The following is a 13,314-nucleotide window of genomic DNA, read 5'->3' as shown; positions in this document are numbered from 1 at the left end:
TGACGGGAGAGGTGTTTGTTTGGGCCAGCCGTCGCTTTCCTGCATAAATAGGGCCGAATAATAAGCAAGTACGCATGCTGTATTGACATTTACAGTATAGCGTTATATTTGTTCGGAAATAACGCTATCTGCTTTTTAATTTGTTGATCGGCTCTGTATGCTCGATATCGCTCTACTTTTTACAACCTTATCGACGGCTATAACACCGGCCGATACCTTGCCCAAAGTCGATTCACTACGTTCCGTGCAGTTGACCGAAATTGTCGTATCAGCGTCACGCGTGGCTGAGTCGGTGCTACGTTCGCCGGTAAGTATTGAAGTCCTTGACGCCCGCCGAATCCGGCTATCGGCGCAACCGTCTTACTTCGATGCTATTGAAAACCTGAAAGGGGTTCAACTGCTGACCTCCAGTATGGGCTTTAAAGTCTATAACACTCGTGGCTTTGCCGCCACCACCAACGTTCGGTTTGTCCAGCTTGTCGATGGCCGCGATAATCAGGCTCCGCACATTGGCGCACCCATTGCCAGCGCGTTGGCCCCTTCTGATCTGGATATTCAGCAGGTCGAACTGGTGCCGGGTGTCGCGTCGGCCCTCTACGGCATGAACGCCTTGAATGGACTGGTCAACGTGCTGACCCGTAATCCGTTCGATTCACAGGGACTGAGCATTGGCCAGAAAACCGGCGTAAACCACGTGGGCGATGCCGACGTATCAGCCAGGCTATTTTCGGAAACCAGTATTCGGTATGCCCGTCGAATTGGCGATCGATTCGCTTTCAAAGTCAATCTGGTGTATCAGGCAGGCTACGACTGGGTGGCTGGTAACGGGAATGATTTGAACCCCAATGGCAATGCGTCTCTAAACCTGTTCGGTGCTGATAATCCAGCGTACGATCCTGTCAACGGTTATGGCAATGAAGCAGCTAACCGGCGAACGCTGACCTTAGGCGGTAAGCGATACAGCATTGGGCGAACGGGCTATTACGAAGCGGAGGCTACCGATTATGGCTTGCGGAATCTGCGGGGGGATTTGTCCCTCCATTACCGATTCTCGCCAAATGTCGAACTGGCCTACACCTACCAGGGTGCTACGTTAAACAATGTCTATCAGCGCACCAATCGCTTTCGGTTAGAGAATTACCGGCTCGATCAGCATAGCTTGACCTTAACCACACCCTCAATACAGGTGCGGGCCTACCGGAGCAGCGAAAACACGGGTGATTCGTATAATATCCGGTCAATGGCCGAAAATATCGACAAGTCGTTTAAGAGCGATAATCAGTGGTTCACCGATTTTACCAATCAGTTCAATAGGGAAACGCAGGCTGGCACAACTGTACCAACGGCCCTCCGGGATGCCCGCGCTGTCGCCGATCAGGGACGGCCTGTTCCGGGGACGCAAACTTTTAACGACCTGATTGCTAAACTCCGCGACATTAACAACTGGGACATTGGCGCAGCTTTGCGGGTGCAATCCTGGATGTACCATGTGGAAGGGCAAGTTGAACCGACGCGGGTGCTCTGGAAACGATTTCGGGAACAGAGTGGCCTGACGATTCAGGCGGGATTCGATTTTCGACGCTACGTAGTATTTCCCGATGGTAACTATTTTATCAATCCAACGGAGCCGGGCAACAACCTGGTTTATGGCAAAACGGGGGGCTTTGTCCAGGCTACCCGGACGTTTCTCGATGACAAACTAAAGGTAGCTGCGTCGTTGCGACTCGACAAAAACTACTATTTCGATGCCCGGCTTAACCCTCGGCTGTCGCTCGTGTATTCGCCAACGACCGATCATAACATTCGCGTTTCTTATCAGAATGGGTATCGGTTTCCTTCCCTGTTCGAAGGTTTCACGAATATCAACTCGGGGGGCGTAAAGCGCGTTGGTGGCTTGCCGATCATGTCGAAAGGGATTTACGAAAACGCCTACCTGGTTACGTCTATTAACGCCTTTCAGGCGGCTATCACCACGGATGTGAACACCAACGGACTGACAACCAACGCGGCCATCCAGAAAAATAAAGGACTGCTCAAACAAAGCCCTTACACGTACCTAAAACCCGAACAGGTTAATAGTTTTGAAGTGGGCTATAAGGGGTTGTTGTTGCGGCAACGGCTTTATGTCGACATCGATGCGTATTACATGGCCTACAAAAATTTCATCGCCCAGGTGAACGCTAACCTGGCAAAAGGCTCGAATCCTGACTCATTAGCGTATTATTTTTCGTCGGCGAACACGCAGGATCGTTACCGGCTCTGGACCAACTCACAAACAAAAGTGTATAACTATGGGGCTAGCCTGGGTCTTCGCTATAGTCTGACAGCGAACTGGTCGGTAGGCGGGAATGCTTCATTAGCTAAACTTGACCGCGCCGAAAATGGTGATGGGTTAGAGAGCGCCTTCAACACCCCCAAGTGGATTACCAACCTGAACGTATCAAACGGTAATTTGTGGAATGGCATTGGCTTCTCGGTGAATTACAAACACCAGGACGCCTTTTTGTGGCAATCGGAGCTGGCGTCGGGTAACGTGTCGGCCATTAATACGGTGGATGCTCAGGTCAGTTACCAACTGCCAAAACTGGGTCTTTTGCTGAAAGCAGGCGGCACCAATTTGACCAATAAGCGTTACTACACCTTCATCGGCGGCCCAGCCGTCGGCGGCTTTTATTACACCAACATTGTCTGGGAGATGTAAACGGCTGAATTTGTTTATACTTAAAGGGGGTCGCATAACGTGAATGGCTATGCAACCCCCTTTATAAATCCACTACGTTACTTAAACAGCGGTGCGTGAATCTGGTGGAGGGTTTCGATAGGAATCTTGATGACTTCGCGGTCGTAGGTCAGGAGTCCGTTCACTTCGCCTTCTACATCCGTAGTCTGGGTATAGACGGCCGCCGACAAGGCCTGTTTCTGATAATACTCAACGATTTTAGCATATTTCTTCTGGTACGCCTTGAGCACCGCATCGGCCGATTGATACGTTTGATACCCCCAGTTGCGCATGCCGGGATTCCAGAGATGCCCCTGAATCGGCCAGCCGATGCCTCCAAACTCACCAATAACAACCACGCGGTCGGTTTTAGGGGTTGGCGATCTGGGTTCCTCTTCGTAGGTATGAATGTCGTAGAAATCACCAGCACCAACGTCATTCCAGCCGCTGCTGGCGTTGATGGTCCGGCTTGGGTCCAGGGCTTTCACCCAGTCCGCCAGTCGTTTATTCTCGTACTGACCCCAACCTTCATTGTGCACAACCCACGTAACAATGCTGGGGTGGTTATGCAGGCGATTCATCATCCGCCGGAGTTCCAGCTCAAACTGCTCTTTCCCCTTCGACCGACGTATTGGTTCCGATTGATCACCGGGGTATTCGTTTTGCCCTTCCAGAAAGCCCGACGGCATATCCTGCCAGACCAGAATCCCCAGTTTATCGCAGAGGTAATAGTAGCGGTCAGGCTCAACCTTGATGTGCTTACGTAGCATGTTAAAACCCGATTTCTTCAGAAAGTCTATCTCAAACGTCATCGCTTCGTCCGAAGGTGGAGTCAGTAATCCACCCGGCCACCAGCCCTGATCGAGCGGGCCATTCTGGAAGACAAATTTGTTATTTAGCAATAGCACGGGCTGGCTCGAAACCGGACCCTGGCCAACCGAAATCTTGCGCATGGCGAAGTAGCCGGTCACCACATCGAGCGGGCTTCCGGTCACGGTTGCGTTGGCGAAAGCGGTCTCGATGGCCGCGTCCTGGCGGGGACGTTTGTTACGGGGCGTATCGCCAAACGGGTCGGTTACCGTCACTAGCTCAGCTTTTATGTCATACAGAAACGGACTATCAGGCGACCAGAGTTTGGGGTTTTTGACGTTCAGATACGCTGTTCGACCCGCCCGGACCAGCGCTGTTGCTACGGTTTGCGTGCCGTCCAAAGCCGTCAGAAGAACCGCTGTTGTGTAATTGTTGGCGGGTTTGTCGAGCAATACGTCGACCCTGACACGACCTGAATCAAGCTCGGGCGTCATCTTGACTTCTTCAATGTACGTTTGTCTGGGTACAGGTTCCATCCAGACCGTTTGCCAGATGCCCGATACCGGTGTGTACCAAATGCCATTGGGGTTGAGCAACTGTTTGCCGCGCGGTTGCTCGCCGGTTGAACTAGGGTCCGTTACGCCCAGTATCAATTGATTCTGTCCAGCTTTCAGGAACTCCGTAATGTCGAAACTGAAGGCATCCGAACCACCTGTATGGGAGCCCACTAAGCCCCCGTTAACCCACAAACTGCACTCGTAATCCACCGCACCGAAATGAAGCAACACCCGCTGATCGCCCCAGTCTTTTGGCACGCTCATGGTCCGGCGATACCACAATCGCTGGTCGGGGGTCAGTGATTTATTTACTTTCGATACGGTTGATTCCAGGCAAAAGGGGACCAGAATCTGGCCGTCGTATTTGGTCGGTTGGGGCGCCGTTTTGGCCGTAATGGCATACTCCCACATCCCGTTCAGATTCTGCCATTGCTTCCGCACCAGTTGCGGACGTGGGTATTCACGCCAGGCGTTGTCAGCCGTTACCTGCTTCTCCCATCGGCTCATAATGGGTGCCGGCTGGAGTTGCGGAGTGGGTGGAGCCTGAGCCGAAGCAAACCCGGTACTTGCCAGGGCAAGACCAAGCGTAAAAAACTGATTGAAACGCATGAATTTCAGGGGTTGGGTTAAGGAGTTTAGTCAATGTTTTTTGTCCTTCCGACAAAGGAGGAATCTTCGGGTGATGTTTCTTTTATTGCTATTTGTGAAGATTCCTCCTTTGTCGGAAGGACAAAAACGGGCTTATCTATTTAGTCTGTATGTATTTGACCTTGAGCTACTTGCTCAATTTGCCTTCGAGCATTTTCATGAAATACCCACCCACGACCGACCGGGCCTGGAAGCCAACCTGTTTGGCGTTGGTGGTTTCGTGCCAGTCGGAAAGAGGAACCCGCGATGGAGTTTCGTTAACGTAGCGCCAGACGGGCTTGACGAAATCCCTGAAGTCGCCGTTTGATTTGGCCAGCGTGGCAGTCCAGATAATCCAGTCCGACTTGGTGTAGGTTTTGCGGCTGTCTAGGGGCAATCCATACGGCTCCTGTTTCTTGAGGTAATACGCAATTTCCGTTTGGGCGACCTCCTTCGGAAAGATGTTCAGGGCCAAAATTTTATCCCACACCAGATTGTATTTCTGGCTCCATGTATCGCCCGCATTCTCGAATGTCAGATCATAGTGGGGTTTATCGTGGCCTTTGTCAATAGCCAGCTCCTGCCATTTTGTAGCCATGTCGCGGGCGGCCTTCAGATAGCTGTCGGCGGTAGCTTTATCGCCAAGCTGGCCTGCCATTTTTCCATAAGCAGCAATGCCCATAATTGCCTTGATGGATAGATTCGCATTCCGGGCGATGTGCCCGGCGAAGTCGTCGGTGCACAATTGATTAGCGGGATCAAACCCGTCTTTTTTGAGGTATTCCACCCAGGTTGTCAGGGTTTTCCAGTGTTTCTTAGCGTAGTTGGCATTGCCTTCGGCTGCGGCAATGGCGCCGGTCAGGATGAGCATATTACCGGATTCTTCCACCGGCATATCTTCGCCATAGGTTTGGCCGTTGGCTTGCGGATACGTACCAACATCGTGTGCGGCAAACGGCTTTTTCCAGCGACCGCTCTCCGAATACTGAAAAATGGGTTCCATCATTCCCTTCAGCAAGGTTGTATTGTACAGCAAAAACAACGGTGCCGATGGATACGTAATATCCACGGTGCCGATGGAACCGTTGGAGAAATTTTCTTTCGACAGAAATAACACTTCGCCTTTTGGTCCAGCCACAATCTTGTGGGCCGCAATGGCTTGCCGATACGCCAGAACGCATAAGTCAGCATAATCTTTGCCACCAGCTTTCTGCGCGTCAGCGCGGAGTTGTGCATCAAAAGCCGTGCACTTGTGGAACAGTCGGGGATAATCTTTTTCGGCCGTTTGTAGCAGTTCCGGCATCGTAGTTTTCTCATCCCGACGCCACCATGGACGCAGGTTCTGCTTGAAATACTGGACCGAATAGATGTCGTCGTAGGCGAGCATCACGTGTTTACTAACGGTCTTTGTTGTTACGTTGCTGAAGTCCAGCACGGTAGCAATGGCAATATCGACGGCGGCCCGCGGTGATACGTTACCCCCGGCGGCCCGTAATTGACCCGTCGACAGAAACGCCTTTTTCAAGCCATCGGCCATCCCCGAAGCGGTTTTATTCCCCGCCTGTTGTGGCACTGCCAGGTAAGCATACCCCCAGTCGATGCGGACGTTATCGCCCTTTTTGGCCAGAATTTCCTGCGCCTGGGTACCCACTGTCTGATACGTTAAACCGGTTGCCTGACCAGCCTTCATGACCACTTCCTGCCCGATCGTGTTTGTCGCCATTGTGCCCGACTCGCTCAGGAATATCTGTACGGAATGCGGTTTGCTATCACCCGAATGAACATCGAATGAAACGTAGCTAATGGGCCGGGCGGCTACTTCCAGTTCGTCCAGCAACAGGGGCGACAGAAAATTCACCGCCAGCTTGATTGGTCCGGCTGTAAACGTGTAATTGGTTTGCGTTGCGGCTACCGTTACGCCCGTTTGGGTTGCCGTTTCCAGCGCCGGGGGGGTAATGGGGTTAAGGATGCCTACGTCGATAAACGAGCCCCCCCGTGGACTTACGCAATGCACGGCCAGCACATTCTTGCCGGTACGTAGCGCTTTCTGCCCCGCAGCCGACAAGGGCAAATTAACGTACTCATTGACATAATCGGGCTTGTCCAGAATCTTGCTGCCGTTGAGGTAAACCACTACGTCGTCATCGTGATTAATGGACAACAGAAGTTTCTCCGGATCGGCTTTTCCGTCATATGAAAACTCGCGCCGGAAGTAAATCCCCTCTTTCATCCCGGCATTATCGCTGTTGGTCCACTTCGTTTTGGCCTCGGGTGTATCTCCAAATGGCCCCTGGCCTGACGACCAGCCAGCGGCATTGTAATCCGGTTTTTCCCAGCCGGGGCCGGGTTTGTTCATCGTGTATTGAGCCGTGTAGGGGTGCGATTCGCCCGTCGCTAAAATAGGTTCGTAGGTAGTCGGTACGGCGCCGAGAAATTGATAAACTTTCCCATCGACCCGAATCATCCCTTCCAGCGATTGCGGCTTGCCGGTCCAGTGGCGGGTAGGCGAATCAGTCAATTTGTCGGTCGTGCTCCAGACACTAAAATAGGGATCATGGGTGATAAGCGGGTAAGCCGGTGGGCGTAAGTCCTGAGCGGGAAGTTGACCAAAAAAAAAGAGGGTGATCAAAACGCAAAGAGCCGTAATTTTTTGCATTGGAACTGTTGATTTGCAGATACAGAGGAAAATATCCGTAATATAAACCAGATGACGGATAACCTTTACTTATTAAAAGCGACCAGGCCGACATTTCTCATGTCAGGTGATTACACCCATCGGTAGCGAAGGGTTTGGTAGAAGAAGGGATTTGACTTGAAAATTATCCCTGATTATTGGTAAGATTCCTGACCATCAGGAAGGGTAGAAGCATCTGGTATGCTCCTTATTTTAGCCTAAACCTAAATCCCTTAATCTCTTGCTATTTTCTATGAAAAAGGTAATGGTAGTTGTGGCTATGTTGTTGCTGGCAGGATCGGCGACGGTATCGTTCGCACAGCAAATTTCTAAGGAAGAACTTATCTTTCTAACCCCCGACTGGAAAGGCGAACGATTCCCCGACGGGCGTCCGAAAGTGCCGGACGCTATTCTGAAACGCATGAAGAAGGTCACTCAGGAAGAAGCCTGGGCCGTGTTGAAAGGGGAAAACTACCGGTACCAGTTTGCGGGCGACTGGCAGACGATCAACCCGGATAGCGTGCTGGTCGGACGGGCGCTGACCGCTACGTTTATGCCCGGCCGCCCGGATGTGCACCGAGTGACGGATGACAAAGGACATACCAAAGATGGCCGGGTGAAATCGCAAAACGCCTGGCCCATCGACATGCTGGTGAAGGGCGATGTATACGTAGTGGACCAGTTCGGAATGCATGAAGATGGACCAACGATTGGCGACAATCTGGGCAATTCCATTTACGCCAAAACGGGCAACGGTATCGTCTATGAAGGCGCGGTTCGGGATGTTGCGGGACTGAAAGAAATCGGTGGGTTTACGTCCTACTTTCGCAGCTATCACCCCTCGCACCACAATCCGGAAGGCAACCTGAATACTACGTTGGTAGGCATCAACCGCCCGACACGTATCGGCAAGGTGATGGTTATGCCCGGCGACATTGTCCTGGGCCGCGATGGGGGTGTCTGTTTTATTCCGCCCCACCTGGCCGAAAAGGTTGTGAAAACCTCCGAGATTATCCGCCTGCGCGACATGTTCGGCCATCTGCGGTTGCGCGAACAGAAATATACGCCGGGCCAGATTGATACGCGCTGGTCGGACGAAATCGAGAAGGATTTCTCGCAATGGCTGAACGCCCACGTCAGCGAACTGCCCGTGCCGAAAGAGCAAATCCAGGAATACCTGAAAACCCGGACGTGGTGATTGATTTATTGTCTACGTTGAGCGTAGTCTAAGACTACGCTCAAGTGTTCACTGGTCAGAGACCAGTAATCTGATTCATTCAATACCGGTCAGAGACCGGGTAACGCCCGAGCGTAGTCTGAGACTACGCTCAACATTTTACTAAACTCCTAGAATCTTCAAAATTACATGACAACATCTCGTCGTTCCTTTTTAACTAAGGGCGCCATCGCCAGTGCGTTGGCCGCAACAACTTTCTCAACGTTCGGGGAAGGCCTCGAAACTGCCGTTCATAATGCCCCACTTTCATCGGCACCGTCCGACCTGAAAATCACGGATATAAAATGCGGCTACACGCGGGGTGGACACAGTCTGTTTGTGAAAATTCATACCAATCAGGGCATCTGGGGCTGTGGCGAAGCCGTCGATGCGTCCGTTGGAACGTATCACCTGGTGAAACTGATGGGGGAACGGATCAAAGGCAAAAGCCCACTCAATGTCAATCGTTTGTTCGAAGACGTTCGAAAGTCGGGTTTCTTTGAGGGAGCGCAGGCCGGCATGTATATTTCGGTGCTTTCTGCGGTTGAGACGGCGCTTTGGGATCTGACCGGAAAGGCACTGGGTATGCCTGTATACCGCCTGTTAGGCGGAAAGTTTCGGGACAAAATCCGCGTTTATTGCGATACAGGGGCCTATCGGGAAACTGACACCAGTGCCGAGGCCTTCGGGAAAAGTGCCAAACGAGCCGTTGACATGGGGTTTACCGCTGTGAAATATGACATTGACGAACGGAACGACCCCAATAAATACGACGCTTACAACTGGACCGCCAGCCAGGGGGAACTGGAGCGGATGTACAACCAGATCGCCGGTGTTCGCAAGGCAGTTGGTCCGAAAATCGACATTTGTGTGGATATGCACGGCCGGTATGACGTAACGACTGGCCGACGCGTGGCCAAGATGATGGAGCCGCTGAATCTGTTGTTTCTCGAAGAGCCCATTCCCGCCGAAAACCCCGAAGCGTACCGGCAAATTCGGGAAGCCTCCAACACGCCCATCTGCGCGGGGGAGAATCATTATCTGGCGCACGGCTTCCGCAAACTGCTCGAAATTGGGGCCGTTGACATCATCATGCCCGATTTACAGAAAGCAGGTGGCTTGGGTGAAGCGCAACGGATTGCCAATTTAGCGAACCTCTACTACGTACCATTTGCCCCACATATGGTGGCCTCCTACCTGGGGGCAATGGCGTCGAGCCATGTCTGCGCGTCGGTGCCGAACTTCCTGATTCTGGAGTGGCAGATTTATTTCCACGAGGAGCCGATGTTCAAAGAGATCGTCACGTTCGATGGCCCTATGGTCGAAAAAGGATTCATTCCCCTATCCGAAAAGCCGGGTATCGGTGTCGAAATCAACGAAGAAGGTATGAAAAAATACGCGCCCAAAGATGTACCGTTCTTTGTATAGGCAATGCCTGATGAACTGACCAGTTGCTTCACTGGTCAGTTCATGGCTAACCCATTGATCCTGACACTACGTAGCGTTTTGCCGCGATGCTACGTTATATTGGCTGGCCTAACGGTAAATTCAGTATCGTAATGCCTTGAACAGTAAGTCCGCCCTGTGCCTGTGTTTTAGTAGAGTTAAGACTTTTGCCTGGAGCCGTGCCACGGTTATCATGAGCGTAAAAAGCAACCGTGGCACGGCTCCAGGCAAAAGTCTTAAGAGTCTATCTGACAAATTCATCACTCAATCTAATTTCTTCCGTTACGTTGACGCCCAAATCCACTCCCGCACCTGCCGAATTCATGAGTTCTGCTACGAACTCACTGATGAAGCAGACAAATTATCGCTGGGTAATTGTTGCTCTTCTCTTTTTTGCGACAACTATCAATTACCTCGACCGGCAGGTTATCAGCCTGTTGAAGCCCATCCTGGAGAAAGAGTTTAGCTGGACCGAGTCCGACTATGGTAACATCGTAACCGTTTTCACTTTTTTCTACGGGGCCAGTACGCTCCTTGCCGGGTATATTATCGACCGGGTTGGGACTAAACTCGGCTACATTGGCGCGATTCTGGTCTGGAGTTTTGCTGCCATGGGCCATGCGCTGGCCGGTAGTACGTTCGGGTTCATGATTGCAAGGGCGTTTCTGGGCATTGGCGAAGCGGGCAATTTTCCCGCTTCCATCAAGACCGTTGCCGAATGGTTTCCGAAAAAAGAGCGGGCGCTGGCCGTTGGTATTTTCAACGCGGGTGCTAACATCGGGGCGGTGGCGGCTCCGGCGGTTGTGCCCTGGCTGGCACTCGTGGCGGGTTGGCAAACGGCTTTCATCGTAACGGGCGCTTTGGGCTTTGTCTGGATTATTGCCTGGTGGTTCTATTACGAGATTCCGAGTCGACACAAAAGCGTCAACGCGGCTGAACTGGCTCATATCACGGCAGAACCATCGGTTGAAGCGGCCACGGCTGGTGATGCCGCTTCAACCAATATGATCGACGGCGCTCCTGTTGCCAAATATCCCATTTTTGCTAACAAAGCCATCTGGGGCTTCATGAGCGGTAAGCTACTGACCGACCCTATCTGGTGGTTTTTCCTGTTCTGGCTGCCGTCCTACTTAGCCAATATCTATCACCTTGATTTGAAAAAACTGGGCGCTCCGCTGATCGTGATTTACCTGGCAGCCACGATTGGTAGCGTTGGGGGTGGTTGGTTGTCCTCTAAACTGATTCAGCAGGGCTGGCATCCAACGCGGGCACGTCAATGGGCCATGGCGCTGTTTGCCATCTGCGTTACGCCCGTCATGTTCATTAGCCAGATGGGTAGCATGTGGCCGGTTATTGCTATTTTGTCGTTGGCTGTGGCCGCTCATCAGGCGTGGTCTGCCAATATTTTCACCGTAGCTGCCGATCAGTTTCCCAAACAGGTACTCAGCCGTGTTGTGGGCTTAGGAACGATGGCCGGGACGCTTGGCGGGGCCGTTTTTCCGCTGCTGGTAGGCCGGATTCTGGACCATTATAAAGCACTGGACCAATTGTCAGAAGGATATTACATCATTTTTTACATCGCGGGCCTGGCCTATTTAGTAGCCTGGACCATGTTATACATTTTTGTGTTCCGCCGGGTAAACGTCAAGTAGGAAACTCATGATTTTTTTGTCCTTCCGACCAAGGAGGAACCTTCAGTAATAATTAAAAATAACCCCACCCGAAGATTCCTCCTTGGTCGGAAGGACAAAAACGTCCACGGACTATAAAGAGATATAAGGCCTTAAGTAACTTCTACCAGAAACGTCATGTCACCAAAAAAGCTGGGTACTGTAATTTTAGGATTTTGCTTATCGACGGGCAGCATTCGGGCACAAGCGCCTGATTTTCAGAAAATGCCGCCGGAAGAACGAACGGCTTACATGACTAAAATGCGGGAAGCCAGTCAGGCCGATTGGCAGGTGATGATGGATAAACTCAACCTGAAACTGCCGACGCTCCCTCCACCCGCCGAAGATCCTAAACGACCGCAGCATCTTAAACAAAAAGAAGGCTCCAATAACTGGTTCGATGAGGCAGGTAATAACCATGTTCGGTCGGGGTGGGGCAACTGGACGAACTATGATGATGCCAAAGCGAACGACTATCAACTACCCGATCCGCTGGTGCTGAAAAACGGTAAACCGGTAAAAGAGGCTACTACGTGGTGGAAACAACGTCGCCCCGAAATTCTGAACGATTACCTGACCGAGATATTTGGCAAAACGCCTGACAATACGCCGACTGTAACTTTTGCCCCAACGGGAACCGATAGTACCGTACTGGCCGGAAAAGCCCTTCGTAAAAATATACTGGGTCGCATCGATAACACCCGCTATCCGTCGGTAAGTCCAAGTATTCCCGTTACGTACTACCGACCGGTTAAGGCGTCAGGGAAAATTCCAATGATGATTATTGTCTGGGGTTCCTTTCCGCAACCTATGCCAAGTATCGAAAAGTTAATTGATGCGGGCTGGGCTGTTGCTTTGGTAAATACCGGGGCTATCCAGATGGACAGCGGTGCCGGTTTACACGAAGGTATTATTGGCCTTATGAACGGCGGTAAAGACCGGAAGCCCGATGAATGGGGCGTGTTGTCGGCCTGGGGTTGGGGACTAAGTCGGGTACTCGATCATTTCGAAAAAGATAGTGGTATCAACGCCAAACAGATTGGGATTGAAGGCCATTCACGTTGGGGCAAAACTGCTTTGCTGGCAGGTGCGCTGGACCCTCGTTGGGCTATCGTATTTGCCAGTTGCTCAGATTCGCTGGGAGCTTCGCTGGAAAAACGCAACTTTGGCGAAACCATTGACAATGTAGCGGGTTCGGGCGAATATCACTGGATGGCCGGCAACTTTCTGAAATACGGTGGCAATTGGACTGCTATGCCCGTTGATTCGCATGAGCTAATGTCGTTGATTGCGCCCCGGCCGTTGTTCATTACGGGTGGTACCAAAGACAGTTGGGCCGATCCTAAAGGGGAGTTTCTTGCTTGTGTGGCGGCCAGCCCGGTTTATTCGTTATTAGGCAAAAAAGGCTTGAGTACGACTGAAATGCCTGCCCCTGATATAGCGTTAATTGATAGTGATATTGCGTTCCGAAATCACGAAGGTGGACACGTAGATATACTCGACTGGCCGACTTTTCTGGAATTTGCGCAACGGCAGTTTAAGTTGAAGAAGTACTAACTAAGCATTTTTGTCCTGCTGATGCAGGACAAAAACAC

At 51.6% G+C, this 13,314-nt stretch carries 7 protein-coding genes; 5 read left to right on the top strand and 2 right to left on the bottom strand.

The features are described 5' to 3' along the window. Nucleotides 1-157: 157 nt before the first annotated feature. Nucleotides 158-2,701 (top strand): TonB-dependent receptor, encoded by a 2,544-nt coding sequence (locus tag ACYVEA_RS07525; protein WP_461112750.1) that lies wholly within the window; start codon nt 158-160, stop codon nt 2,699-2,701. A 77-nt stretch (nt 2,702-2,778) separates the two neighbouring features. Here ACYVEA_RS07525 and ACYVEA_RS07520 read toward each other — a convergent pair whose 3' ends face one another. Together ACYVEA_RS07520 and ACYVEA_RS07515 are read right to left on the bottom strand one after the other, a co-directional pair. Next, complete coding sequence (locus ACYVEA_RS07520; RefSeq protein ID WP_461112749.1) at nt 2,779-4,695, bottom strand: glycoside hydrolase family 2 protein; 1,917 nt, start codon at nt 4,693-4,695, stop codon at nt 2,779-2,781. Nucleotides 4,696-4,861: 166 nt separating this feature from the next. Then, nucleotides 4,862-7,369 carry a glutaminase family protein gene (locus ACYVEA_RS07515; protein WP_461112748.1) on the bottom strand — a complete coding sequence of 836 codons (2,508 nt, stop codon included), beginning with the start codon at nt 7,367-7,369 and terminating at the stop codon, nt 4,862-4,864. Between the two features lie 271 nt (nt 7,370-7,640). Between ACYVEA_RS07515 and ACYVEA_RS07510 the strand changes: the two genes are divergently transcribed. From ACYVEA_RS07510 to ACYVEA_RS07495, 4 genes are all read left to right on the top strand, one after another. Further along, nucleotides 7,641-8,585: an RraA family protein gene (locus tag ACYVEA_RS07510; protein WP_461112747.1), complete on the top strand. Its 945-nt coding sequence runs from the start codon at nt 7,641-7,643 to the stop codon at nt 8,583-8,585. Nucleotides 8,586-8,753: 168 nt separating this feature from the next. Then, a complete protein-coding gene (locus ACYVEA_RS07505) occupies nt 8,754-10,031 on the top strand; it encodes a mandelate racemase/muconate lactonizing enzyme family protein (RefSeq protein WP_461112746.1) in 1,278 nt (425 codons plus the stop codon). A gap of 365 nt (nt 10,032-10,396) precedes the next feature. Beyond that, a complete protein-coding gene (locus ACYVEA_RS07500) occupies nt 10,397-11,701 on the top strand; it encodes an MFS transporter (RefSeq protein ID WP_461112969.1) in 1,305 nt (434 codons plus the stop codon). 156 nt (nt 11,702-11,857) lie between these two features. After that, nucleotides 11,858-13,276 (top strand): alpha/beta hydrolase family protein, encoded by a 1,419-nt coding sequence (locus tag ACYVEA_RS07495; RefSeq protein ID WP_461112745.1) that lies wholly within the window; start codon nt 11,858-11,860, stop codon nt 13,274-13,276. The last annotated feature ends 38 nt before the right edge of the window (nt 13,277-13,314 follow it).

This window comes from Spirosoma jeollabukense (genome assembly GCF_054777855.1).
This window is presented reverse-complemented; position numbering and strand designations above follow the sequence as displayed.

Excerpts from the sequence above, each read along its gene's own strand:
- ACYVEA_RS07525 (WP_461112750.1), top strand. The coding sequence starts at position 158 with ATGCTCGATATCGCTCTACTTTTTACAACCTTATCGACGGCTATAACA.
- ACYVEA_RS07520 (WP_461112749.1), bottom strand. The coding sequence starts at position 4,695 with ATGCGTTTCAATCAGTTTTTTACGCTTGGTCTTGCCCTGGCAAGTACC.
- ACYVEA_RS07515 (WP_461112748.1), bottom strand. The coding sequence starts at position 7,369 with ATGCAAAAAATTACGGCTCTTTGCGTTTTGATCACCCTCTTTTTTTTT.
- ACYVEA_RS07510 (WP_461112747.1), top strand. The coding sequence starts at position 7,641 with ATGAAAAAGGTAATGGTAGTTGTGGCTATGTTGTTGCTGGCAGGATCG.
- ACYVEA_RS07505 (WP_461112746.1), top strand. The coding sequence starts at position 8,754 with ATGACAACATCTCGTCGTTCCTTTTTAACTAAGGGCGCCATCGCCAGT.
- ACYVEA_RS07500 (WP_461112969.1), top strand. The coding sequence starts at position 10,397 with ATGAAGCAGACAAATTATCGCTGGGTAATTGTTGCTCTTCTCTTTTTT.
- ACYVEA_RS07495 (WP_461112745.1), top strand. The coding sequence starts at position 11,858 with ATGTCACCAAAAAAGCTGGGTACTGTAATTTTAGGATTTTGCTTATCG.